Raw genomic sequence first — 24,428 nt, 5'->3', positions numbered from 1 at the left:
ACGATGGCGCCGCCCGTTCAAATCACCATGTCGCCCTACTACGGCGACCCCGACTTTTCCGCCGTGGAAAGCCGCGCCGCGCAGGCGTCGACCGACCTGGTCTCGGTCGCCGACATCCTGCGCAATGCTTTCGTCTATCCGCCGCATTCGGTCTACGAGGACGTCAAGCTGGTGACCTTCGGCTTCTGTCCGCAGCAGGACATGACCCGCACGCCGGAATTCCGCTTCAAGTTCCGCAACGCGGGCGAAGTCCCCGAAGTCGCGAGCACCGAGCAGGATTGGGTCGGCGTCTACCATCGCCTGCTGTGCGACGCGGTGGCGCGCTCCTGTTCAAACATGCGCGCGCCGTGGCAACTGCAGAGCGGCGGCAAGGACTCGACCACGCTCGCCATCGCGATCGCCGACGCGCGTCCGGACACGGTCTGCATCACCTATCACGGCGGACGCGAGGAAGACGAAGTCGCTTCGGCGGCGCAGGTCGCCAAGACGCTCGGCTTGCGCCACGAAACGCTGGTATGCGACCCAGGACGCGCCTACGACCGGTATCTGGCGGTGGTGGGCCGCATGCCGCTGCTCACCGCCGATTTCGCCCTGTTGTCGTACATCGACCTGGGCACCGAGATCGCCGCGCAGAGCGGCGACGGCATGATCGACGGCTTGGGCGCCGACAGCTACTTCGGTACGCCGGTGAGCCGCCAACAACGCTGGCTGGCAAAGCTGGCGCAGCAAATGCGCCTGCCGGCGCGCGTCTCGGAACTGCCGCTTATCGACCGCAGCTTCGAACTCTGCTTCGTGCTGGGCAGCCTGCAGATGAACGCCATCGAACGCGTGTTCCCGGGTTCGCGATTCACCGACGCCGAGGTCGACAACCTGTTCGGCCGCGAAATGGCCCACGAATCCAAGGCGCGCCTGGCGCTGTTCGAAAAAGAAATCGCGTCGGCGGGCAGCGCCTGGGAATGGCGCGATATGTCGATGTCGATCGCCGGCTCCGCAGGCGCCTTCGCCAAAGGCTTGTATGCGGCGCGCGCATTGTCGATGCGCGCGGCCTATCCTTTCTGCGACCGCGCGCTTCGGGAGTGGGTGCACGACGAAGTGCCCAGGCGACAGAAAGTCGATCCGGACACCCACGTCAACAAACTGTTGATCCGCAAGCACATCGCCACGCGCTTCGGCGAACTGCCGTACGTGCGCAAGAAAGGCAGTTTCCGTTTCGATTTGTGCGGTCTGGCCGAGCGGCGTTTCGACGTCGTGCGCAACTATGCGCAAGAAACCCGCGAACTGCTGCCGGGCGCCATGCCCTGGCTGGACAGGAACCGGCGCCGGCTGGACAACAAATACCACGCCTCCAAGTTCTATCTGCTCGCCATCGTCTTGCCATGGCTGGCGCACAGGCAGAGGACCGGCGGCGCGGTCGCGATGGCTGCGTGAGCAAACGAGCCGCCGGCATGGAGAAGAAACCGCTATCGCGTAGGGATTTCTTGAGCGGATTGGCTGCCCTTGCCGTTTTCGCCGCGTCCGGTGCCGCTCGCTCCGCCGCCGCGGATCCCGCCGCAACCCCGAGGAAACGAGGCGGTACGCGCATCAATGTCCGCGATCACGGGGCTCGCGGCGACGGGGCCGGCGACGACACCACCTCCTTTCAAGCCGCGATCGACGCCTTGCCGGACGACGGCGGCACCGTATTCGTGCCGGCCGGGATTTATGTCATCGACCCGACGCGCAGCGTGAAGCTGCGCAGCCGGATGCTTCTGTCCCTGGCCGATGGCGCCAAGCTGCTGGCCAAGGCCAATGCCGCGCCGCGGTCGTACGTGCTGTTGGGCGAACAATTGCAGGACGTGGAAATTTCCGGCGGAAGCATCGTCGGCGACCGCGACTCGCATCTCGGCACGAGCGGCGAATGGGGTCACGGGATCCGCCTCAGCGGCTGCGTCGGCGCCAGCATCCGGAATATCCACGTCTCGCGCTGCTGGGGCGACGGCATCTCCGCGGGCGGAAACATGCTGAAAGGGTCGGCGTCGCGCCCGGGGCGCGATCTGCTCATCGCGAACGTGGTTTGCACGGGCAATCGACGCCAAGGCCTGACCCTGGGCAGCTACCGCGGCGCGCGCGTGCTGGACAGCGTATTCAGCGATACCGGCGGCACTCCACCCGCCGCGGGCATCGACATCGAGCCCGATACCGACGTGGCCCGCGATATCGCGATCGAACGCTGCGTGCTGCGCGGCAACCGCGGCCCCGGCATCCAGCTCTACAAGCGGACCGCCGGAATCACCATCGCGAACTGCATCATCGAGCGCAACCGCGGGGACGGCATCCTCGGCCTCGCCGCGGTCGACAGCGTCTTTTCCCAGAACGTCATCCGCAACAACGGAGCGAAGGGCGTGACCTTGCGGGCGGGCTCGCGCAACGTCCGCTTGATCGGCAACGAGTTCAAGGGCAACCGCGGCGACGGCAAGGCGCAAGTGAAAGTGGCGGACGACAGCGTTTCGGTCGGCGTCGACGCCAGCAATCGCTTCGAATAGCCGCGTTTCCAGACGCCCTGCGCGACAGCTTCCTCTATTCAGAATCGCCTGGATTCACGCGGTTTTCGCGCAACCTCGAAATTTTCGCGCGCAGTCATGAACTTGAATAGGCCGCGATCTGAATCGTTGGGCAACGATTTTGACGCCGTCATCACAAATACGAACATCGGTCCTTTGCGGGCCGATAGGATGCGCTAGCTTTCACGCGCGACGAAACGTGGAGAGCGTTTCGATCCGCTCAGCTCAAATCCAGGAAACGAAATCATGAAAATTATCGAACCCGCGCAGACGGGGCGTGGGACCGCGATGGCGCGCCGCGATTTCCTGCGCCACTCCATTGCGATCGCGTTGCCGGCGACCTTCGCCGGCATGGCGGGTCCGTTGTTCGCCGCGACCGCCGTTCCGAATGCGGCCGTCTCCAACTACACCCTGCCCTCGCGCCAACGCGGCAGCACCGTGCGCGACGTGCGCGACTACGGCGCGGCGGGCGACGGCGCCAACGACGACACGGCCGCTTTCCAGGCCGCCATCGACTCGCTGCCCGAAGCGGGCGGCACGATCACCGTGCCGGCCGGCACCTATCGTATCGATGCGGTGATCGGCGTGCGTTTGCGCAGCTATATGCACCTGAAGCTGGCGGCGGACGCCAAATTGGCCGCCAAGGCCAATAGCGCCGAACGCTACAACCTGCTGTACGTCAACAAGGTCCGCGACGTGGAGATTTCCGGCGGCCAGATCGTGGGCGACCGCAACGGCCATACCGGCACGTCCGGCGAATGGGGTCACGGCATCTTCGTGCGCGGGTCCAGCAACGTCACCATCCGCGATTTGCACGTTTCCAACTGCTGGGGCGACGGCCTGGTCATCGCGGCCGCGGACATGTGGCAGGCGCCCCCGGTCGGATCGAAGAACGTGTTCGTCGCCAACATCGTCAGCACCAACAACCGACGCCAGGCGATCTCGATCGGCTACGTCAACGACCTCAAGATCTACGACTCCGAATTCAGCAACAGCAACGGCGCCACGCCCCAATGCGGCGTCGACATCGAGCCGGAAAACGGCAACATCGCCTACAAGGTGTTGTTCGAGAACTGCGTGGTGCGCGGCAATGCGCGGTACGGCATGCTGCTCTACAAGGGCTCGCAAGGGGTGACGGTCAGCAACTGCACGGTGGAGGACAACGGCAGCTGCGGCGTCGTTACCCGCAATGCTCTGGCGACCTACATCGTCAACAGCACGATCCGCAACAATTCGGCGACGGGCCTGTTCATCCAGGAAGGCACCCGCAATTGCCAGGTCAGCCAGAACACCTTCTACGGCAATTACCATCGCCTCGGCACCGTCACCCGCGCACCCTTCTCCATGTCGGGCTGGAGTTCGCGCATCGAACGCGACATCCTGATGCAAGGCACCATGTCGGATATCAGGATCACCACCAACTTCTATCGTTGATCGGCAAAAAATCGCCCCGTCTCACGGGGCGATTTTTTACGATGCCGCGAAAGGGCCATTCAGCGAATCGCTTGCCGCTCCGTCACATTCGAATCAGGTTGCCGCGGTTATCGTAGTCAGCTTCGATCGCACGACAGAAGCACGCGGCGCATGGGCCTTACTCTTTGCTATCCCCGGCCGTCATCCCAATCGCACGAACCGTCGAGAAGCGCGCGCTCCGCCGAATCGCCTGAATGCCGCGTCTACGAATCTGAATTGGGCTCAGACGCAGCCGAAAGGAAACGTGCATGACGGTCCCCGTGAGCGCCGCAGCTTGGCGCCGCGCTGCGATCACCGTTTCCATGCTGAGCGTCGCTACGGCGCTCGGCGCGCTGATGGTGTTCCTCACCCAAGCGCTGCTCGCGCGCGAGATGGGCCCCGAAGCCTATGGCCTGTTCGCGTCTTCGCTAGCCACCGTCACGATGATCGCCCCTCTGGCGGGCTTCGGACTCACCCAATTCCACCTCAAGGCGTACGGCGTCGAGGGATGGGATGCCCATCGCTGGCTCAAGCCGTCTCTGGACTTCATTTCGATCACGACCTTGATAGCGATCATCGCGGTCGTTGCGTGGGCTTTGATCGGCGCGCCCAACGACGGCACGCGTTTCAGCCTGCTGGTGCTGACGCCGGTGATCCTGAGCGTGCTGGCCGTCAATCTGGTCAGCAACAAGCATCGTCTGGAGAACCGCTTCGGACGGATGGCGCTCAACCAGATGGTGATTCCGGCCAGCCGCCTGCTCGTGGCGGTCGGCCTGCTGCTGGTGCCGCGGCTCACGGACAGGTTCGTTGCGCTCAGCTATGGCGCCATCTCCTTGCTGGTGGCGCTGGCTTCGATACCGCAGATGCGGGATCTGTTCGGCGGAAAGGTGGCGCTGCAAGGCTACGGGCCGCGCACCCCGGCATCTCGGGCGGCAGTCCCGGGCGTCGGCGCGGTGTGGTCCGAAGCTTGGGCTTACGGCGTGTACGCGGCCTTATATCCGGTTTTCTTCCAGATCAGCACGATCTTGCTCAAATACCTCAGCGGCGACGCCCAGGCCGGCATCTACGCCATCGCGCTGGCGGTGATGACCGCGATCTACCTGATTCCGGCGACGATCTACCAGAAGTTCCTGCAAGGGAAACTGCACCGCTGGGCGGCGCACGACAAACCTAAATTCCAGCATGTGTACCGCAAGGGCAACATCGCGATGTTCGCGCTCGGCCTGGCCATCGCCGCGGCGATGCTCGTGATCGACCCCTGGGCGGTGCCTTTGATCTTCGGAGAGAAGTACGACCGCGTGACCGCGATCCTGATGGTGCTGGCCATCTGCGTCCCGATCCGCTTCCTGTCCACATCGATGGGGTCGGCCTTGCTGACCGAAGACAATATGCGTTTTCGGGTGTACGCGATGGCTCTCGCCACGCTGGCGGCCATCGCCGGAAACGTCATCTTGATCCCGCTGTACCGAGAATTGGGCGCCGCCTGGGCCACGGTGATCGCAGAAACCGTGCTGCTTCTCGGCACGTTTTACGGCGTGCGCCGTTTCACGCGCATTCAACACGTGGATGCCGATAACGGCCGCGGTTAGCTCGCGGCGCGGCCAGGATCTCGAAACCATGAGCGCAATTCCCCATCCTCGGGCAACGACGCACCCTTCCGCGTCCGCCGACGCCCCGCTGAAACGCGCGGCGGTAGTGGCGATCTTCGTCGCGTGGACGCTGTTCTCCGTTTTCGTCTACAGCCGCTACAGCTCGCTCGGCGACGCCCAGACTTACATGACCGGCGGATACGGCGAATTTTCGCAAGGCCGGACGTTGCTGATCACACGAATCGCCGGCGGTCTGCGCTCCGTGCTCGGCACGGATTTGCTGGTCCATCTGGCGTTCTCGATGTTCGCCGCCGCCGGCGTTTGCTATCTGGTGGCCCAGGCCGATATCCGCGGGCGCTATCGGTGGCCGCTGCTGGCGATCCTGCTCAATCCGAACTTCGGCGTGTGGGCCTCGGTCACCGGGCGCGAATCGCTATTCGTGGGACTGCTCGCCTTCTTCATGGGCGCGGTGCTGGGCAACCTCCGCGGCCGCCGCTTGGCGCACGCGCTCATCGCGCCGCTGTGCATCGCCGGCATGATCTACATCCGCGCGCCGTTCGGAATAGCCATAGCGCTGTTCTATCTGATCTATCTGTTGTACGTCTGGGGACCACGCTTGCGGTTGAGCACCGGCGTGCAAGCGGTCTTCTTCCTAGCGCTCGCGACGCTGGGCCTGATATTGGCCTGGCCTCACATCGACGCTTACATCAACGACGAGATCCTGCCGCTCGCCAGAAGCTATTTCACCGTGGCCTCCACGACGACCCGCACTTGGGTGGATCTGCGCACCACGAACGATCTGCTCGGCGGCTTGTGGTGGATACTGCCGCTGTCGCTGATCGGCCCTACGCCCGCGGAGGCGCTCGCCCGGCCGACCATGTTGCCGTTCATGCTGGCGGGCTTGGTCGTATTCGGTTCCCTCCTTTATTCCATCGGCGTCGCCTTCAAGGCGCCGCGCGGCGCCGTCCGCGGAATCCTGCTCTTGGGCTGGCTGCCGGCCACGTTCGTGATCCTGGTGTCGTACGCGCCGTTCGGCATCTACAACCCCGGCAGCGGCATACGCTACGCCTCTTGTTTCCTGTTGTTCTTGGTCTTTCCTTCGCTCCTTCTTTCCACGACGCGGCAAACAGTGCAATGAAAATAGCTTTATTCGCGAATACCGATTGGTATCTCTACAACTTCAGGCTGTCCACCGCGCTACGGCTGCAATCGCTCGGCGTCGAAGTGGTGATGGCTTCGCCCCCGGGCGATTTCGGCGCGCGCTTCGCCGAGCACGGGATCGCATGGCGCACGCTGCCCATGGACCGCAGCAGCCTCAACCCGCTGCGCGAGGCGCAGGTATTGCAATCCTTGGTGCGCCTGTTGTCGTCGGAGCGCCCGGACCTGCTGCACAACTTCACGGTCAAATGCGCCGTGTACGGCGCCTTGGCCGCGCGCATGACGGGAATCCCCGCGGTGGTCAACGCGGTCGCCGGCATGGGTTACGTCTTCACCAGCACGGGAATGAAGGCGCGCGCGCTCCGGCCGATCGTCAGCGACCTGATGCGCCGCACCTTGAGCAGCGGCAATTCCCGCGTCGTGTTGCAAAACCCCGACGACGTCGACATGTTCGACGCGTTGCGCTTGGCGCCGCCGGAGAAAGTCCGGCTGATCCGCAGTTCGGGCGTCGACACCGCTCGTTTTTGCCCCACCGCACGCGATCCGGATGTCCATCGGCCTTTGCGCGTCCTGCTCGCGGCGCGGCTGCTGTGGGAAAAAGGAGTGGGCGAATTCGCCGAAGCCGCGGCGCTGCTTCGGGCCCAAGGCCGCGACATCGAGTTCCTCCTGGCCGGGACGCCGGATCCCGGCAATCCGCGCACCGTGCCGCTGGCGCAAGTGGAGAGCTGGCATCGGCAAGGCGCGCTGAGATGGATGGGCCATGTCGACGACATGCCCGCATTGATGTGCGAAGCCGACGTGATGGCGCTGCCCAGCTATTACCGCGAAGGCGTCCCCAAGAGTTTGATCGAAGGCGCCGCCAGCGGCTTGGCATTGGTCACCACCGACTTGCCCGGCTGCCGGGAAGTGGTGGCCGAGCACGGGATCGACGGCCTGCACGTGGAGCCGCGAAACGCGCAATCCCTGGCCGATGCGCTGGCTCGGCTGGACGACGACCGCGCGCTGTTGCGGCGGCTCGGACAACGCGCGCGCGAGCGCGCTTTGCAGCACTTCGACCAGCGCCAAGTCATCCAGAAAACGATCGACGTCTACAACGAACTCCTGCGGATGCCTTTGGCGGACGCACCGCGGCCGAGCATCCAAACCACATGATCGCCGACGAAGCGGATAGGCACACAACGGCGCTCGCCGTCTATGCCGGACGGCCCGAAAGATCCCCTCCATGACCCTGCAAGATTCCGTCGTTTCGCTGACCTATCCGCCGACGCTGTCCGCGTGGCTATTGGCGTGCGCTGGCCTGGGCTTGCTGTTGCGCGCACGCAAGCTGGCCGCCGCCGTCGCCGGGGCGGCGATCGCCTGGTCGCTGCTTTGGTCGGTCCCGAAAATGTCCGATTGGCTGCGCGAGCCTTTGGAAAACCGTTATCCCGTCGTCGCCGATGCGGCCTTGCCCGAAGCCGACGCCATCGTCGTGCTCGGCGGCGGCAACTACGGTTGGCTGCATCGGCCCGGCATCCGCTTGGACCAGTTGGAAAGCAGCCGCATCGCTGCGGGCACGCGCGCCTGGTTGAGCGGACGCGCGCCGATCGTGATCCTGTCCGGCGGTGGGAAACCGGGCGACACCGAAGCGCGCACGATGGCCGCCGCCATCGTCAAACTCGGCGTACCCGCCTCCGCCTTGTTGCTCGAAGAGCACAGCCGCAGCACCGCCGACAACGCGCACTACACTGCGGCGTTGGCTGAACGGCGCCGTATCCGCAGCGTGCTGCTGGTGACGTCTTCCCTGCACATGCCGCGGGCGATGCTGCAATTCCGCAACGCCGGCATCGACGCGATCGCCGTTCCGGTGCCCGAAAAGGCCGATCGCTCGCGCTGGCGCGATCGTTGGCTGCCGTCGCGCAGCGCGTTATGGCGCAGCGGACGCGCGTTCAAGGAATATATCGCGCTATCGGCGGCGCATTTGCGCAACTGAATCGGCGCGCGACGCTTTCGAATGCACCGATTCGCAACACTGAACGTTTTCGGACCGTACGGAACGATCGTCACGCTTTTGTGGCGAAGCTGACAGTAGGCTTCGGAGAGCTGCGACGAAGGCATGTCCGCAGCGCACACCGTAGGACTCGGCACGGTTCGCCGCCAGGAAGGACGCGTGATCGGCATCGCCTGTCGATGCCAGTGCCACGAAGCGAGGACCGAAACATTGAAAAGCTTGACCCTTAGCTGCGCGGCGATCGCCGTCGCCGTCGCGATCGGCGGATGCGTGCCCGGCCAGCAGATGACGCGCGGCAACGCGAACGTAGGCGGCAGCGACGTGGAAATGGTACCCATCACGGCCGATCTGGTGGCCCCATCGCGCGCTCCCGCCCAAGTGCCCGCCGAACTGTTGAATTTCAAGACCGACACCTACCGCATCCATCCTGGCGATACGCTCATCGTCACCGTCTGGGACCACCCGGAACTCACCACGCCCGCCGGCAGCCAGCAACAGGCCGTCACCAACGGCCGCCTGGTCCAGCCGGACGGCACCTTCTACTACCCCTACGCCGGCAAGCTCAACGTCAAGGGCATGAGCATCGAGGATTTGCGCAGCACTTTGACCAGCCGCTTGGCGCAATACCTGCGCAACCCGCAATTAGACATCAACGTGGTCGGCTACGGCAGCCGCGTTTCGCTGCAAGGCGCCTTCGTCGACACCACGCCGCAAGACGTCACCACCGTGCCGCTGACGCTGTCGCAGGCGATTGGACGCGCCCGCATCAACGCCGAACAGGCGGATCTGGCCGGCTTCGTGCTGACCCGCGATGGGCGCAACTATCCGCTCGACTTGGACGCGTTGAACCGCGACGGCTCGGTCGCGCCGCAAATCTATCTCAAGCCCGGCGACAATTTATTCCTGCCGTTCAACGATCGCAAAGAGGTGTACGTGATCGGCGAAGTGCTGCGTCCGCAGGCGATCACCTTCAAGACCACCGACCTCTCGCTCACCCAGGCGCTGGGCCGCACCGGCGGATTGAACCCGGCCACCTCGAAAGGCAATGCCGTCTACGTGATCCGCGGCATCGAGGACAAGGAGCGCACCCCGGCCCGGGTGTATCACTTAGAGGCGAAATCGCCGGCCGCGTTCGCGGTGGCCGACCGGTTCTCGCTGAAGCCGGGCGACGTGGTCTGGGTCGGGCCCGCCGGCGTCACCCGCTGGAACCGTTTCCTGAGCCAGCTGTTGCCGCTGTCGGGGATCATCAGCAACGCGGCTTCGGCGCAGTACGACTTGGGTCGAGGCAACTGAGCGATCCCCACCGCCGGCGCGCCCGGCCGGCGGTCGCTAGGCTGTCCAGACGTGACGGAGCCCCGCATAATTGCGGGGCTTTCTTCATCGAGACGACCCCCGCGACATGACCGACCCCGTACGCCCCGTCTTCCACGGCTTCGAACAGATCCCGCTGCGCGAATACGCCGAGCGCGCCTATCTCGACTATTCGATGTACGTGGTGCTGGACCGCGCCCTGCCCTTCCTCGGCGACGGCCTGAAGCCGGTGCAGCGGCGCATCATCTATTCGATGAGCGAACTCGGTTTGAACGCCGCCGCGAAGCCGAAGAAATCGGCGCGCACGGTGGGCGACGTGATCGGCAAGTACCATCCTCACGGCGACAGCGCCTGCTACGAAGCGCTGGTGCTGATGGCGCAGCCGTTCTCGTACCGCTATCCGCTGATCGAAGGCCAGGGCAACTTCGGTTCGCCGGACGATCCGAAATCTTTCGCGGCGATGCGCTACACCGAATCCAAGCTGACGCCCATCGCCGAAGTCCTGCTCGGCGAATTGGGCCAGGGCACGGTCGACTGGACGCCCAACTTCGACGGCACGCTCGAAGAACCGACTTGGCTCCCGGCGCGGCTGCCGCATCTGTTGCTCAACGGCACCACCGGCATCGCGGTCGGCATGGCCACCGACGTGCCGCCGCACAATTTGAACGAGATCGTCAGCGCCTGCGTGCGCTTGCTCGACGACCCGGACGCCAGCGTGCGCGACCTGTGCGAGCACGTGCGCGGCCCCGATTATCCGACCACGGCCGAGATCATCACGCCCGCCGCCGATCTGCTGTCGATGTACCAGACCGGCAACGGCAGCGTGCGCGCCCGCGCCACCTTCGCCAAGGACGGCCAGAACATCGTCGTCACCGCGCTGCCCTACCAGGTGTCGCCTTCGAAAGTGATCGAGCAGATCGCCGCGCAGATGCGCGCCAAGAAGCTGCCCTGGCTGGAGGACCTGCGCGACGAATCCGACCACGCCAATCCGGTGCGGGTGGTGCTGGTGCCGCGCTCGAATCGCGTCGACGTCGAACAGCTCATGGGGCACCTGTTCGCGACGACCGATCTGGAAAAGAGCTATCGCGTCAACTTGAACGTGATCGGCCTGGACGGCCGCCCGCAGGTCAAGAACCTCAAGTCGATCCTGGCCGAATGGCTGGTGTTCCGCAGCGAAACGGTCACCAAGCGTCTGAGCCATCGGCTCGAGAAGGTCGAACGCCGGCTGCACCTGTTGGAAGGCCTGCTGGTCGCCTTCCTCAACTTGGACGAAGTGATCCGGATCATCCGCAGCGAAGACGAGCCGAAGGCCGCACTGATCGCGCGCTTCGACCTGAGCGAGGACCAAGCCGACTACATACTCGACACCAAGCTGAAACAGCTGGCCCGGCTGGAGGAAATGAAGATCCGCGGCGAACAGGACGAGCTGGACAGCGAGCGCGACCGCTTGATGGCCATCCTCGGCAGCAAAGCGAAATTGAAAAAGCTGATCAAGGACGAGCTGCTGGCCGACGCCAAGAAATTCGGCGACGCGCGCCGTTCGCCGCTGGTCGCGCGCGAAGCCGCGCAGGCGCTGGACGAGACGGAGCTCGTCGCCAGCGAACCGACCACGGTCGTGCTGAGCGAAAAAGGCTGGATTCGCGCCGCTAAGGGCCACGATGTGGATGCGGCTTCGCTGTCCTACCGCGACGGCGATGCGTTGCTGGCCGCGGTCAAGGGCCGCAGCACGCAGCAGGTCGCCTTCCTCGATTCCGCGGGCCGCAGTTACTCGACGTTGGCGCATTCGCTGCCGTCGGCGCGCGGCAACGGCGAGCCGCTGACTGGACGCTTCTCGCCCGCTGCCGGCGCCTCGTTCCAGGCGCTGGCCACCGGCGACAACGACACTCGCTTCGTGCTCGCTTCTTCGCACGGCTACGGCTTCGTCACCCGCTTCGAGAATCTGACCGGCCGGCAGAAAGCCGGCAAGGCGATGCTGTCGCTGACGCCCGGCGCGAAGGTGGTGCAACCGGCACCGATCGGCGATTCGGGCAAGGACCGCATCGTCGCCGTCACCAGCGCCGGCCATCTGCTCGCCTTCCCGGTGTCGGAACTGCCCGAACTCGACAAGGGCAAAGGCAACAAGATCATCGAGATCCCCAAAGCCAAGCGCGGCACCGAACGCGTCGTCGCGATCGCGGTGGTGCCGCCGGGCGGCACGCTGTCGGTGAAATCCGGCGCGCGGACGATGTCGCTGTCGTTCAAGGAATTGGACGACTATGTCGGAGCGCGGGCTTCGCGGGGCGGCTTGCTGCCTAGGGGTTGGCAGAAGGTGGACGGCCTTTATGTCGAATGACAGCCGGCGGCCTTAACTCTTAAGACACGAATATCGAACGGGCGCAAAGCACATGGACGCGGATTTCTGGCAAAAACGCTGGCACGACGGACAAATCGGCTTCCATCAGGACCGCGCCACGCCGCTGCTGGAAGCGCACTGGAACGCCGCGGAAGTGCCGAGCGGCGGTCGCGTCTTCGTCCCGTTGGCCGGAAAGTCGCTGGACATGCTCTGGCTGGCGGCGCGCGGCCATCGCGTGCTGGGCGTCGAGTTGTCGCCGTTGGCGGTGGAGCAGTTCTTCGTCGAAAACCGGCTGACGCCGTCGATTTCAGAATCGCGCTACGGCCGCCATTACGTCGCCGGCGCGATCGAACTGATTCTGGGGGACGCCTTCGCATTGGACGCGGAGACACTGGCCGATTGCGTCGGCGTGTTCGACCGCGCGGCACTGATCGCCCTGCCCGCTTCGATGCGCCGCCGCTATGCCGCCAACCTGTATTCGAAGCTGCCCGACGGCTGCCGCGGGCTGCTGATCACGCTCGAATACCCGCAATACGAGAAAGCCGGCCCGCCTTTCTCCGTCGTCGAAGCGGAGGTGCGCGCCTTGTTCGAACGCGATTGGCGGATCGAACCGTTGGAGCGCAAGGACATCATCGATACGCAGATCGCATTCCGCGAAGAAGGCGTGACCGCATTGACCACGGCGGCGTATCGGCTGGAACGCTGGAATACGCGGCAGGTGTCCGAACGCGGCTGAACCGGCGCCGCGGCGAATCGCCTCGCTCCCCTACAATGGCCCGATCCGGCTCGGGGAGGCCCGCATGGTCCGTTGGCTGAAGCGCATCGCGCTGCTGTTGGTCCTGATCGTCTTGGCGGCCGTAATCACGGTATGGCTATCGCTGCGCGCCAGCCTGCCGAAACTGGAAGGCGAATGGGCGCTGCGGGGCTTGTCCGCGCCCGTCACGGTCCAGCGCGACCGTCTGGGCGTGGTCACCATCGACGCCGCCAACGAAACCGACGCCATGCGCGCGCTCGGCTACGTGCATGCGCAGGAACGCTTCTTCGAGATGGATTTGATGCGGCGAACAGCGGCCGGCGAATTGTCGGAATTGTTCGGACCGATCGCGCTGGATACCGACAAGCGGCACCGCATCCACCGCATGCGCGCTCGCGCCACCGAGCACCTGGACGCGATCGCGGGCGATAAATTGCCGCAGCTGCGCGCTTATGCCGAAGGCGCGAACGAAGGCCTCCACGCCTTGAAGGCGCGCCCCTGGCCTTATCTGCCGCTGCGCGCCGAACCCGAGCCCTGGCAACCCGTAGACTCGCTGCTGACCGGATACGCGATGTATTTCGATCTGCAGGACGCGAGCGATGCGCGCGAATTCGCCTTGTGGCGGATCAAGCCGCATCTGCCGCCTGCGTTGTTCGATTTGATCGTCCGCGACGGCACGCGCTGGGACGCGCCTTTGATGGGACGGGCGCGCGGCGATGCGACGCTGCCGGGCCCCGATCAAGTCGATCTGCGCAAACTGCCCCGACCGACCGGACCGGGGCCCGGTGCGGCGAGCGGCGGCGATGCGCCGGGCAGCAACAATTTCGCGGTCGCGGGCGCGCTGACCCAAGACGGCCGTGCGATCGTCGCCGACGATATGCATTTGGGCCTGCGCGCGCCCAACATCTGGTTCCGCGTACGCCTGCGTTACGCCGCCGCCGACGCGCCCGGAGGCAAAGTCGACATCGCCGGGTTCAGCCTGCCGGGGCAGCCGGCGATCATCGTCGGCAGCAACGGACATATCGCCTGGGCTTTCACCAACGGCTATGTCGATACGATGGATTGGATGCGCGCGCGGCCCTGCTCGGGCGACGCCGCGCCGCAAACCTGCGCGCAGGTGCGCACTGCGCACGAGAAGATCGAGATCGCCGGCGCACCGGCATACGATTTCAGGATTGAAGAAACGGATTGGGGTCCGGTACTCCACAAGGACGCCGACGGCACTCTCTATTCCTTGCGTTGGGTGGCGCAGAGACCGGAGGGCTTGAATCTCAACCTGTCCGGCTTGGCCAAGGCGGATTCGGTGGATGCGGCGTTGCGGATCGCCGACCGGGTCGCGATCCCTGCGCAGAATCTGCTGGTCGCCGACGGCGCGGGCCGTATCGCTTGGCGTCTGCTCGGCGCTTTGCCGGCGCGGGAAAACACATGCCCCGCTTCGATGACGGTGGCCGACGGCGCAGGGTTTACGCCGCCGTCCCAATGCAGCGCTTGGGCGCCGCGCAGCGTCGATTTGCCGCAACTGCCCGACCCCGCTTCCGGACGCCTGTGGAGCGCCAACAACCGCTTGCTCGACGACGGCGCCTTAAACCAAGTCGGCGATAGCGGCTATGCCCTCGGTGCGCGCGCGAAACAGATCCGCGACGGTTTGTTCGCGAGATCCTCGCTTTCCGAACGCGATCTGCTCGCGATCCAGCTCGACGACCGCGCGTTGTTGCTGACGCCTTGGTGGACGCTGCTGCGCGAGCAAGCCGCGCGCGGCCGCACGCCGGCGATGCGCGAATTGGCCACAGCCGCCGAACATTGGGAAGGCCGCGCCTCGCCGCAATCGGTGAGCTACCGCATCGTCCGCGCCTGGCGCCTGGCCGTGCATGCGCGGATCGCCGAAGGCCTGCTCGCGCCGGCGCAGGCAGCGCTCGGCGACCGGTACGAGGCGCCCGACCTGGGCCAGTTGGAAGGCATCGCTTGGCCCTTGGTCTCGCAGCGGCCCACGCATCTGCTTTCGCGTCGTTATCCGTCGTGGGGTGCCTTGTTCGAAGATGCGGCGCAAGAAGTCCGCGATACGCTCGCCAAGCAAGGACCATTGGCGCAGCGCAACTGGGGCGAGCAGAACACCGCCGCGATCTGCCATCCGCTGGCAAAAGCCATCCCGCTGATCGGCAAGCGCCTACTATGCATGCCACCCGATCTTCTGCCCGGCGACGGCGCGATGCCGCGCGTGCAAGGGCCGGCCTTCGGCGCATCGGAACGCATGGTGGTTTCGCCCGGGCACGAAGCCGACGGCATCGTGCATATGCCGGGCGGACAGAGCGGGCATTTCTTGTCGCCGTTCTGGGGCGCGGGGCACGAGGATTGGGTGCACGGGCGGCCGACGCCGTTCTTGCCGGGGAAAACCGAATACACGCTGACCCTCAAGCCCGCACGCTAGCTGAGCTTGTATAGGAGCGGCTTTAGCCGCGAGCTTTTCCTCCAAATCCTTGCGTCGTCGCGATTTGACGAAAAAACTCGCGGCTAAAGCCGCTTCTACGAAAAACAGGAGCAGCCGAACAAGCCCCGCTCTACAAAACCTCAGAGCGCCGCGTTGTGGACGCCTGCGATAGCCCGACCAGACGGGTCGGCCGCCGCCGCGAAACTCGCATCCCAAGCGATCGCTGCCGGCGACGAGCAAGCGATCGACTTGCCGCCCGGCACCGTTTCCGCACAAGCCGTTCCCGGGAACGCTCGTTCGAACAGCGTGCGGTAGAAATACGCTTCTTTGGTCTGCGGCGGGTTGATTGGGAAGCGTTTGTCCGCCGCTGCCAGCTCGCGATCGCTGACGCGCTTTTCGGCATGCGCCTTCAGGCCGTCGATCCAGCCGTAGCCGACGCCGTCGCTGAACTGTTCCTTCTGCCGCCACAGGATCGAATCGGGCAGATAGCCTTCGAAGGCTTCGCGCAGCACCGCTTTTTCGATGCGTCTCTTGCCGGCTCCGCTCTTATCGACCATCTTGTGTTGCGCATCCATCCGCATCGCCACGTCCAGGAATTCCACGTCCAGGAACGGGACGCGCGGCTCTACGCCCCAGGCCATCATCGACTTGTTCGCGCGCAGGCAATCGTAGTTGTACAGCGCGTCCAGCTTGCGCACCAATTCCTCGTGGAATTCGCGCGCGTTCGGCGCTTTGTGGAAATAGAGGTAGCCGCCGAAGATCTCGTCCGAACCCTCGCCCGACAGCACCATCTTCACGCCCATCGCCTTGATCCGTCGCGCCAGCAGGTACATCGGCGTCGAAGCGCGGATGGTGGTGACGTCGTAGGTCTCGATATGGCGGATCACTTCCGGCAGCGCGTCCAGGCCTTCCTCGAAGCTGTATTTGAAGCCGTGATGCACGGTGCCGAGCGCCGCCGCGGCGATTTCGGCCGCGGCCAAATCGGGCGAACCTTCCAGGCCGATCGCGAACGAATGCAAGCGCGGCCACCAAGCTTCGGACGCATCGTCCTCTTCCACGCGCATGCGGGCGAACCGCGCCGCGCAGGCCGCGACCAGCGACGAATCCAAACCTCCGGACAGCAGAACGCCGTAGGGCACGTCGGTCATCAATTGCCGGTGCACGGCGCGTTCGAAGGCCTCGCGCAGTTCTTGCGGCGACACTTCCACGCCTTGCACGGCGCCGTAATCGCGCCAGGCTTTCGCGTAGTACTTCTGCAATTTGCCGCTGGCGCTGTCGTACCAATGGCCGGGCGGGAATTGGGCGACATCGGCGCAGATGCCGGCCAGGGCCTTCATTTCCGAGGCCACGCACAGCCGGCCTTCGCGATCGTGGCCCCAATACAGCGGGCACACGCCGATCGGATCGCGCGCCACGATCACCCGTTCGCGCGACTTGTCCCAGAGCGCGAAGGCGAAGATGCCGTTGAGTCGGTTGAGGAAGGATTCCGGCGCGTCTTCGCGGTACAAGGCGTTGATGACTTCGCAGTCCGAACCCGTTTGGAAGGCGTACGCCTGCTTCAATTCCTTCTTCAGTTCGCGATGGTTGTAGATTTCCCCGTTCACCGCGAGAACCAACTCGCCGTCGGACGAGCGCAGCGGTTGCGAGCCGCCGGCCGGATCGACGATGGCCAGGCGCTCGTGCACCAGGATCGCGCCATCGTCCATGTACACCCCGCTCCAGTCGGGACCGCGATGCCGCTGCTTCTGCGACAACTCCAGCGCCTGCCGTCGCAGCGCGCCGGCGTCGTCGCCCGGTTGCAGGCCGAATATGCCGAGGATGGAACACATGGAAGACTCCTGATTCGAAAGTGGAAGGCCTGAAACGAAAAAACCCGCGTCTGGGACGCGGGTTTCGGACGATGGGCTGGTGCTGCCTTGCCTAGTCGCGGACCCGCGTTTTCCGCGCACGATTATTCGCGCGCAGGTTATTGCGGTTCGAATTGCGATGGGCGTTGGCGGCGTTGCGGCGCATGAAAGCAACCTACCCTGTTTACCCGCGGGCTGGCAAGCCCTGTCCTGGGATTAACGCGGACCCGCTCCGGGACCGGTCAACAGGCGCTCGATGAGGGCCTGGTACAAGTCCGGCAATGCCTCCAAATCGGCTACCGCCACCTGTTCGTCGACTTTGTGGATGCTGGCATTCACCGGCCCGATCTCCACGCACTGCGCCCCCAACGGCGCGATGAAGCGCGCATCCGACGTCCCGCCGCCGGTACTCTCTTCCGGCGGGGCGCCTGCGAACCGCGCGAGCACCTCGCGCGCGGTCGCGCGCAGCGGGCCTTCGGGGGTGTAGAACGGTTCGCCGCCACGCTGCCAGCGGATGGCGTAGTCCAATCCGTGCGCCTTCAGCACTTCCTCGCAACGCCGTTCCAAACGCTCCGCGCGCCAATTCGGGTTGTAGCGCAGGTTGAACAACACCTGCAGCTCGCCCGGGATGACGTTGTTGGCGCCGGTGCCGGCGTGCACATTGCTGATCTGCAGGCTGGTCGGCGGAAAAGTCTCGTAGCCTTCGTCCCAACGCTGCGCGGCGAGTTCGGCCAAAGCCGGCATCGCCTGGTGGATCGGGTTGCGCGCTTTTTCCGGATAAGCGACGTGGCCTTGCACGCCGCGCACCGTCAGCGTCGCCGACAGCGTGCCGCGGCGGCCGACGCGCAACAGGTCGCCCAACTTCGCCGTCGAAGACGGTTCGCCGGTGATGCACCAGTCGATCTTCTCGCCGCGCTCGCGAAAGGCGTCGGCGACGCGGCGCACGCCGTCGATGGCGTCGCCTTCCTCGTCGGAGGTCAGCAGCAAGGCGACGGTGCCCGCGTGGTCGGGATGCGTGGCGACGAAACGCTCCAGCGCGACGACGAAAGCCGCCACGCTGCCCTTCATGTCCGCCGCGCCGCGGCCGTACAGGGCGCCGTCGCGGATTTCCGGCACGAAGGGATCGCTGGCCCAAGCTTCGCGCGGCCCGGGCGGCACCACGTCGGTGTGGCCGAGCAGCACCAGCACCGGGCCGCCGGAGCCGTGCGTCGCCCACAGATTGTCGACGTCGCCGAAGCGTAGCGATTCGCAGGCAAAACCGGCGCGCCGCAGGCGCTCGGCGATCAAAGCCTGGCAGCCGGCGTCGTCGGGCGTGACCGACGGCCGTAGCAGCAATTCCTTGGTCAGCTCGACGACTTCTTTCATTTTCCGACGCCGAAACGCTGCTTGAAGCCGTTGTCGCTGAAGCCCTGGGTCATCTTGCCGTCGTCGGTGACGACCACGGGACGGCGGATCAGTTGCGGATATTCCTTCAGCAGCAGTTTCCACTCGGCGTCCGAACCGGGCGTCTTGCGGTTCGGCGGCAGATTGCGCCAAGTGGTCGAGGACTTGTTCACCAACGCATCCCAGCCGCCGGCTTGCTTGGCCCATTCCGACAGCGTTTCCGCGGATTGGCGCTCATCGCGGTAGTCGAGGAAAGCATGGGCGACGCCGAAGCGATCGAGCCATTTGCGGGCTTTTTTTGTGGTATCGCAGTTGGAGAGTCCGTAGATCGTCGTCATGCTTTGCTCTTCCGCCCTTGCTTTCAGCCGTCATTCCCGCGAAGGCGGGAACCCAGCGACTTTAACTCCTCCAGAAAATCGCGACGCGAACTTCGATCGCGCGCGCCCTCACCCAGCCCTCTCCCGCAGGCGGGAGAGGGCTCAAGCCGGATCAGTCGGCCATGCCGCGCAATAGATCGTTGATCGAAGTCTTGGCCCGGGTCTTGGCGTCGACCTGCTTCACGATCACCGCGCAATACAACGAGTGCGAGCCGTCCTTGGCCGGCAGCGAACCAGACACGACTACGCTGCCCGGCGGCACGCGCCCATAGGAAATCTCGCCGGTCATGCGGTTGTAGATGCGGGTCGACTGGCCGATGAACACGCCCATGCCGATCACGCTGTGGTGGCCGACCACCACGCCTTCGACCACTTCGGAGCGCGCGCCGATGAAGCAATGGTCCTCGATGATGGTCGGGCTGGCCTGCAGCGGTTCGAGCACGCCGCCGATACCGGCGCCGCCGGAGATATGGCAATGCTTGCCCACTTGCGCGCAGGAACCGACCGTGGCCCAGGTGTCGACCATGGTGCCGGCGCCGACATGCGCGCCGATGTTGACGAAGCTCGGCGTCAGCACCACGTCCTTGCCCAGATAGGTGCCGCGGCGCACGATCGCGCCGGGCACCACGCGCACGCCGAGTTTGCGGAACGCGGCTTCGTCGAAATCGGCGAAGCGCATCGGGATCTTGTCCCAGAACGGCGCCGGGTAGGACTCCATCAACTCCATGTCCTGCACGCGGAAGTACAGCAGCACCGCCTTCTTCAGCCATTCGTTGACGGTCCAGCCGCCCTTGCCGTCCGGTTCGGCGACGCGGAATTCGCCGCTTTCCAGGCCTTCGATGACTCGTTCGACCGCGGGCGCGGTCGAACCTTCCAACTCTTCGGGCGTCAGCATCGTGCGCCGTTCCCAGGCGCTGTCGATCATGAACTTCAGTTCGTCGATCCCGGGACCGGGCGGCGCTTTCTTCTTGGCGGTCTTGCGGGGCGGACTCATCCTTCGTTTTCTCCGTCGATGCGGGCCTGCAGCGCTTCGCGCAGGACCTGTTGCTGTGGATCGTCCAGCGCGCGGTCGTCCGCGCCGCTGATCAGGAAGACGTCTTCGGCGCGCTCGCCGAAGGTGGCGATGCGCGCGTCGTGGATGCGCAGGCGCTGCGTGCGCAACACGTGCGCGAGGTCGGCGAGCAGGCCCGGGCGGTCGGTGCAAACCACGCTCAGGACGCTGCGGCGGCCGTCGGAGCTGACGTCGAACGCGATTTGCGGCGCGATCCGGAAGTGGCGCAAATGGCGCGGCTGGGTACGGCGTGAAGGCCGGATGTTCTCCAGCGGGCCGGACAGGGCCGCGGCCAAGCTGCGTTCGATCTGCGCCGCGCCCGGCGCGTAACGCGGGTCGGCGTTGACCACTTCGAAGCTGTCGAAGATGGTGCCGTCGGGTCCGTTCAGCGCGCGCGCCTGCTGGATCGCCAGGCCCAGCAAGCGGTCCAGCGTGATGACGATCGATGCGAACAAGCCGTCGCGGTCCGGCGAATGCACGAACACTTCGAAGGCGCCCGCGTGGCCGGCGAGCTCGCGCACGCGCACGACCGTCGCGCCGGTTTCGGCGCCCTGCAGCGACGCCGCCTGCCAAGCCAATTGCTCGGGACGTTCGCGCAGGAAGCTTTCGGCCGGCATGCGCGCGAACAAGGCGTCGCTTTCCGCCGCGGCGATGCCTTGCGCCGCCAGCAAGGCGGCGGCCGCGCCGCGGTTCTCTGCGATCCGCTCAGCGGCGCCGACCGGATGCTCCAATCCGCGCCGCAACGCCAGCCGCGTTGCGGTGTACAGGTCTGCGAGCAGCCGGTCCTTCCAGGCGTTCCACAGCTTCGGCGACGTGCCGGCGATGTCGGCGCAGGTCAGCAAATACAAATAATCGAGCCGCACGCGATCGGCGACCGCGGATGCGAAGCGATGGATCACTTCCGGATCGGAGATGTCCTGCTTCTGCGCGGTGACCGACATCAACAGATGCTTTTCGACCAGCCAGGCGACCAATTCGGTATCGGCTTCGCTCAGCGCGTGCGCGGCGCAGAATTCGCGGGCGTCGATCGCGCCCAGTTCGGAATGGTCGCCGCCGCGGCCTTTGGCGATGTCGTGGAACAAGCCGGCCAGCAGCAGCAATTCCGGTTTGCGCAGCCGCGGCCAGACTTCGTGCGCCATCGCGAAGCGCTCGTCGGGCTGGCCGGAGGCGAAAGAAGCCAGGTTGCGCAGCACCGCCAGCGTGTGCTGATCGACGGTGTAGACGTGGAACAAGTCGAACTGCATGCGCCCCGACACCAGCGCGAACGCCGGTAGCCAGCGGCCGAGCACGCCCAGCCGGGCCATGCGTTCTAGCGTCTTCACCGGCTGCGGGCCGCGCAGCAGCGACATGAAGGTTTCGCGCAGGATCGGCGTCGCCGCTTCGTAGGCGGGCAGCGAAGGCAGCGCTTCGGCCAGCGCACGCGCGGTGTGCGAGTGCAGGCCGCGCGCTTGCGGGTGCGCGGCCCACACGGCGTACAGCGCGAACACTTCGGCGATGTCGCCGCGCGGCCAGGACGGATCGCGCGCGGCCAAGTATCCGCGGCGCAGCTCGAAGCGTTCGTCCAGCGGTTCCGGATCGGCGACGCCGTCGAATTGCTCTTCGAAGCGCTGCAGCAGGCGGTCGTTGATCCGGCGCACGACCGCCGCGCTGCGGTAGAAGCCCTGCATCATCTGTTCGACGCCGAGATTCTGCGCATCGTCGGCGAACCCCAAACGCGCGGCCAGCGATTTCTGGTGGTCGAAGCGCAAACGTTCTTCGGCGCGGCCGGCGACCAGGTGCAAGCCGTAGCGCAGCTTGGCCAACATGCGCCGTTCGCGCTCCAGCGCGGCGGCTTCGTCGACGCCGAGATGGCCCAGGCCGATTAGCGGCTGCAATTCGCGCAATCCGAAACTGCGCAGCGCCATCCAGCCGAGCGTGTGCAGGTCGCGCAAACCGCCCGGCCCGTCTTTCAGATTCGGTTCGAGATTGTCGGAGGTGTCGCCGAAGCGCGCATGCCGGCTGCGCTGCTCTTCGCTCTTGGCGAGGAAATATTCGCGCGCCGGCCAGATCCTGGTTTCGGCGATCGCGTCGGCCAAGGCGGCTTGCGCGGCTTCGTCGGCGGCCAGCGGACGCGCCTCCGACATCGCGGTGAGCGCGGTGATGTCGGCGGCGGCCTCGGTGCATTGCGCCTTCGAACGCACCGCATGGCTGGCGCGCAGTCCGGCGTCCCACAGCATCGCGAACAATCGCGCCAACGGCGCGTGGCAGGCTTCCTGCGCGTCGGATTCGGCCAACACGAGCAGATCGATGTCCGAGTGCGGAAACAATTCGCCGCGGCCGTAGCCGCCGACCGCGAACAGCGCCAACGGCGCGCCGGCCGGAATGCAACGGGCCCAAGCGGCCTTCAGCACGTGGTCGACCGCGCGCGCGCGCAGCGCGAGCAAGCGGCCGACGTCGTCGCCCTGGTCGAAGCGCTTGTTGAGCTTGGCGTCCGACTGAGCGAGCGCGGCGCGGGCGGCGGCCGACCAGGCCGCGTCGTCCGCCGCGTTCTCCAGCGGCACCGCGACGTGGTCGGCGGCGGCCGGTTCGCTCACGGCCGCGGTTCTGCGCCCGGCAGTTGGGTCAGCACTTCGAAGCCGTCGTCGGTCACGGCGATCGTGTGCTCCCATTGCGCGGACAGCTTGCGGTCCTTGGTCACCACCGTCCAACCGTCCGGCAGCACCTTGGTGTGGCGCGTGCCTTCGTTGATCATCGGCTCGATGGTGAAAGTCATGCCCTTCTGCAGGATCAAGCCTTCGCCGGCGCGGCCGTAATGCAGCACCTGCGGTTCTTCGTGGTAGATGCGGCCGATGCCGTGGCCGCAGTACTCGCGCACCACGCTGAAGCGCTCGCCTTCGGCCAATTCCTGGATCGCCGCGCCGATGTCGCCCAAGGTCGCGCCCGGCTTCACTTTGCGGATGCCGCGCCACATCGCCTCGTAGGTGGTTTCGACCAGGCGCTTGGCCATCACCGACGGCGCGCCGACGTAGTACATGCGACTGGTGTCGCCGTGCCAGCCGTCCTTGATCACGGTCACGTCGATGTTGACGATGTCGCCGTCCTTCAGGACTTTGGCGTCGCTGGGGATGCCGTGGCAGATCACGTTGTTGACCGAAGCGCACACGGTTTTGGGGAAGCCGCGGTAGCCGACGTTGGCCGGCACGGCCTTCTGCACATTGACGATGTGGTCGTGGGCGATGCGGTCCAGGTCCTCGGTGGTGACGCCCGGCTTGACGTGCGGCACGAGGATTTCCAGCACCTCTGCGGCCAGGCGGCCGGCGACGCGCATCTTTTCGATGTCTTCGGGGGTTTTGATGGTGATGCCCATCGGCCCATTATCGCCGATTCCCCGGCGGCCCTGGTTGCGGCGCCGCGCGGCGCACCCGTCGGATACCGGCCACGGGCCGGCCCGAGCCTGCCGCCGCAACTTATTCATACTCATGAAGAAGGCGAATGACGTGCCGCGTCACGTTTTGTCGGCGTTGCGGCTAAAGCCGTCGAAAGGCCGCTAAATAAAGCGTTCAGGCTGCCGTTTAACGATTCCCTAACCCCCGAAAGCGGGGTTTGAGGGTTGGCTCACACTGCGAATGTGAGGTTGGCACGGCTTCTGCTCTGACTTAGGGCGACCGGTATTCCCCGCCGGCCGACATGCGCCGACGCGCGGAGCCACTCATGAACCTCTTCAAAGCCACCTTGCTCGCCACCGTTCTGCTCTCGGCCGGTGCCGCACCCGCCTTCGCGGCGGATACCACCACCTTCAACGTCAAGATCACCATCCTCAAGGCCTGCGACGTCGACGCCAGCGCGGCTAGCGACGTCAACTTCGGCAGCGTCGCCTCGACCGCCGTCAATACCGACAACGCAGGCGCGTTGAACGTGCGCTGCACGCCGCTCACGCCTTACAACATCGCTCTGAACAACGGCCAGAACGGCGCCACGCTCGCCGACCGCAAGATGGCCAACGGCGCCAACCTGGTCCCCTACCAGCTGTACCGGAACGCGGCGCGCGGCGCCGGCGACGTCTGGGGCGCCACTGTGGGCACCGACACCTACAGCGCCACCGGCACCGGCCTGGTGCAGAATGTGCCCGTCTACGGCCGGGTGCCGAGCGCCAACTTTCCGGCTGGTAGTTACAACGACGTGGTAACGGCTACGATCATCTACTGATGATGCAGTGACCGCTACGATCATGTACTGAAACGGC

18 protein-coding genes are annotated in these 24,428 nt (G+C 65.6%); 12 read left to right on the top strand and 6 right to left on the bottom strand.

The window, feature by feature from the left end:
• The first annotated feature begins 3 nt into the window (after window positions 1–3).
• The 11 genes from FCE95_RS00530 (at window position 4) to FCE95_RS00480 (ending at window position 15,548) form a co-directional block, all read left to right on the top strand.
• Window positions 4–1,428 carry an asparagine synthase-related protein gene (locus FCE95_RS00530; RefSeq protein ID WP_137265065.1) on the top strand — a complete coding sequence of 475 codons (1,425 nt, stop codon included), beginning with the start codon at window positions 4–6 and terminating at the stop codon, window positions 1,426–1,428.
• A complete protein-coding gene (locus FCE95_RS00525; protein ID WP_137265064.1) occupies window positions 1,377–2,522 on the top strand; it encodes a right-handed parallel beta-helix repeat-containing protein in 1,146 nt (381 codons plus the stop codon). The genes FCE95_RS00530 and FCE95_RS00525 overlap by 52 nt, the downstream gene beginning before the upstream one ends.
• A gap of 264 nt (window positions 2,523–2,786) precedes the next feature.
• Window positions 2,787–3,974 (top strand): right-handed parallel beta-helix repeat-containing protein, encoded by a 1,188-nt coding sequence (locus tag FCE95_RS00520; protein ID WP_137265063.1) that lies wholly within the window; start codon window positions 2,787–2,789, stop codon window positions 3,972–3,974.
• Between the two features lie 287 nt (window positions 3,975–4,261).
• Window positions 4,262–5,581 (top strand): lipopolysaccharide biosynthesis protein, encoded by a 1,320-nt coding sequence (locus FCE95_RS00515; protein WP_137265062.1) that lies wholly within the window; start codon window positions 4,262–4,264, stop codon window positions 5,579–5,581.
• A 28-nt stretch (window positions 5,582–5,609) separates the two neighbouring features.
• Window positions 5,610–6,719: a hypothetical protein gene (locus FCE95_RS00510; protein ID WP_137265061.1), complete on the top strand. Its 1,110-nt coding sequence runs from the start codon at window positions 5,610–5,612 to the stop codon at window positions 6,717–6,719.
• Entirely contained in the window at window positions 6,716–7,891 is a 1,176-nt protein-coding gene (locus FCE95_RS00505) for a glycosyltransferase family 4 protein (RefSeq protein WP_137265060.1), read from the top strand. The genes FCE95_RS00510 and FCE95_RS00505 overlap by 4 nt, the downstream gene beginning before the upstream one ends.
• A gap of 70 nt (window positions 7,892–7,961) precedes the next feature.
• Window positions 7,962–8,708, top strand: a complete 747-nt coding sequence (locus FCE95_RS00500) for a YdcF family protein (RefSeq protein WP_137265059.1) — start codon at window positions 7,962–7,964, stop codon at window positions 8,706–8,708.
• 237 nt (window positions 8,709–8,945) lie between these two features.
• On the top strand, window positions 8,946–10,019 hold the full coding sequence (locus FCE95_RS00495; RefSeq protein WP_223266723.1) for a polysaccharide biosynthesis/export family protein: 1,074 nt from the start codon (window positions 8,946–8,948) through the stop codon (window positions 10,017–10,019).
• Between the two features lie 106 nt (window positions 10,020–10,125).
• Window positions 10,126–12,369, top strand: coding sequence for a DNA topoisomerase IV subunit A (parC, locus tag FCE95_RS00490; RefSeq protein WP_137265058.1), 2,244 nt, complete (start codon window positions 10,126–10,128; stop codon window positions 12,367–12,369).
• 52 nt (window positions 12,370–12,421) lie between these two features.
• On the top strand, window positions 12,422–13,105 hold the full coding sequence (locus tag FCE95_RS00485) for a thiopurine S-methyltransferase (protein WP_137265057.1): 684 nt from the start codon (window positions 12,422–12,424) through the stop codon (window positions 13,103–13,105).
• Window positions 13,106–13,169: 64 nt separating this feature from the next.
• Complete coding sequence (locus FCE95_RS00480; RefSeq protein ID WP_137265056.1) at window positions 13,170–15,548, top strand: penicillin acylase family protein; 2,379 nt, start codon at window positions 13,170–13,172, stop codon at window positions 15,546–15,548.
• 140 nt (window positions 15,549–15,688) lie between these two features.
• On the opposite strand, the gene asnB is transcribed toward FCE95_RS00480, so the two are convergent.
• The 6 genes from asnB to map form a co-directional block, all read right to left on the bottom strand.
• Window positions 15,689–17,377: an asparagine synthase B gene (asnB, locus tag FCE95_RS00475; protein WP_137265055.1), complete on the bottom strand. Its 1,689-nt coding sequence runs from the start codon at window positions 17,375–17,377 to the stop codon at window positions 15,689–15,691.
• 234 nt (window positions 17,378–17,611) lie between these two features.
• Window positions 17,612–18,760: a succinyl-diaminopimelate desuccinylase gene (gene dapE / locus FCE95_RS00470; RefSeq protein WP_137265054.1), complete on the bottom strand. Its 1,149-nt coding sequence runs from the start codon at window positions 18,758–18,760 to the stop codon at window positions 17,612–17,614.
• A complete protein-coding gene (locus FCE95_RS00465; RefSeq protein WP_137265053.1) occupies window positions 18,757–19,116 on the bottom strand; it encodes a Spx/MgsR family RNA polymerase-binding regulatory protein in 360 nt (119 codons plus the stop codon). Before FCE95_RS00465 ends, dapE begins: the two co-directional genes overlap by 4 nt.
• A gap of 151 nt (window positions 19,117–19,267) precedes the next feature.
• The gene (dapD, locus tag FCE95_RS00460; RefSeq protein ID WP_137265052.1) at window positions 19,268–20,149 is read right to left on the bottom strand and encodes a 2,3,4,5-tetrahydropyridine-2,6-dicarboxylate N-succinyltransferase; all 882 of its coding nucleotides are present in this window, start codon (window positions 20,147–20,149) and stop codon (window positions 19,268–19,270) included.
• Entirely contained in the window at window positions 20,146–22,779 is a 2,634-nt protein-coding gene (glnD, locus tag FCE95_RS00455) for a [protein-PII] uridylyltransferase (protein ID WP_484496910.1), read from the bottom strand. Before glnD ends, dapD begins: the two co-directional genes overlap by 4 nt.
• On the bottom strand, window positions 22,776–23,552 hold the full coding sequence (gene map, locus FCE95_RS00450; RefSeq protein ID WP_137265050.1) for a type I methionyl aminopeptidase: 777 nt from the start codon (window positions 23,550–23,552) through the stop codon (window positions 22,776–22,778). Before map ends, glnD begins: the two co-directional genes overlap by 4 nt.
• Window positions 23,553–23,896: 344 nt before the next feature.
• Between map and FCE95_RS00445 the strand changes: the two genes are divergently transcribed.
• The gene (locus FCE95_RS00445; protein WP_137265049.1) at window positions 23,897–24,391 is read left to right on the top strand and encodes a Csu type fimbrial protein; all 495 of its coding nucleotides are present in this window, start codon (window positions 23,897–23,899) and stop codon (window positions 24,389–24,391) included.
• The last annotated feature ends 37 nt before the right edge of the window (window positions 24,392–24,428 follow it).

The sequence above is a fragment of the Luteimonas gilva genome (assembly GCF_005239095.1).
Taxonomy (GTDB): Bacteria; Pseudomonadota; Gammaproteobacteria; order Xanthomonadales; family Xanthomonadaceae; genus Luteimonas_C; species Luteimonas_C gilva.
Note: the sequence above shows the minus strand (reverse complement) of the source record. Positions and strands in the feature narration are given on the sequence as shown.

Coding starts and splice junctions, on each gene's coding strand:
- FCE95_RS00530 (WP_137265065.1), top strand. CDS start 4: ATGGCGCCGCCCGTTCAAATCACCATGTCGCCCTACTACGGCGACCCC.
- FCE95_RS00525 (WP_137265064.1), top strand. CDS start 1,377: ATGGCTGGCGCACAGGCAGAGGACCGGCGGCGCGGTCGCGATGGCTGC.
- FCE95_RS00520 (WP_137265063.1), top strand. CDS start 2,787: ATGAAAATTATCGAACCCGCGCAGACGGGGCGTGGGACCGCGATGGCG.
- FCE95_RS00515 (WP_137265062.1), top strand. CDS start 4,262: ATGACGGTCCCCGTGAGCGCCGCAGCTTGGCGCCGCGCTGCGATCACC.
- FCE95_RS00510 (WP_137265061.1), top strand. CDS start 5,610: ATGAGCGCAATTCCCCATCCTCGGGCAACGACGCACCCTTCCGCGTCC.
- FCE95_RS00505 (WP_137265060.1), top strand. CDS start 6,716: ATGAAAATAGCTTTATTCGCGAATACCGATTGGTATCTCTACAACTTC.
- FCE95_RS00500 (WP_137265059.1), top strand. CDS start 7,962: ATGACCCTGCAAGATTCCGTCGTTTCGCTGACCTATCCGCCGACGCTG.
- parC (WP_137265058.1), top strand. CDS start 10,126: ATGACCGACCCCGTACGCCCCGTCTTCCACGGCTTCGAACAGATCCCG.
- FCE95_RS00485 (WP_137265057.1), top strand. CDS start 12,422: ATGGACGCGGATTTCTGGCAAAAACGCTGGCACGACGGACAAATCGGC.
- FCE95_RS00480 (WP_137265056.1), top strand. CDS start 13,170: ATGGTCCGTTGGCTGAAGCGCATCGCGCTGCTGTTGGTCCTGATCGTC.
- asnB (WP_137265055.1), bottom strand. CDS start 17,377: ATGTGTTCCATCCTCGGCATATTCGGCCTGCAACCGGGCGACGACGCC.
- dapE (WP_137265054.1), bottom strand. CDS start 18,760: ATGAAAGAAGTCGTCGAGCTGACCAAGGAATTGCTGCTACGGCCGTCG.
- FCE95_RS00465 (WP_137265053.1), bottom strand. CDS start 19,116: ATGACGACGATCTACGGACTCTCCAACTGCGATACCACAAAAAAAGCC.
- dapD (WP_137265052.1), bottom strand. CDS start 20,149: ATGAGTCCGCCCCGCAAGACCGCCAAGAAGAAAGCGCCGCCCGGTCCC.
- map (WP_137265050.1), bottom strand. CDS start 23,552: ATGGGCATCACCATCAAAACCCCCGAAGACATCGAAAAGATGCGCGTC.
- FCE95_RS00445 (WP_137265049.1), top strand. CDS start 23,897: ATGAACCTCTTCAAAGCCACCTTGCTCGCCACCGTTCTGCTCTCGGCC.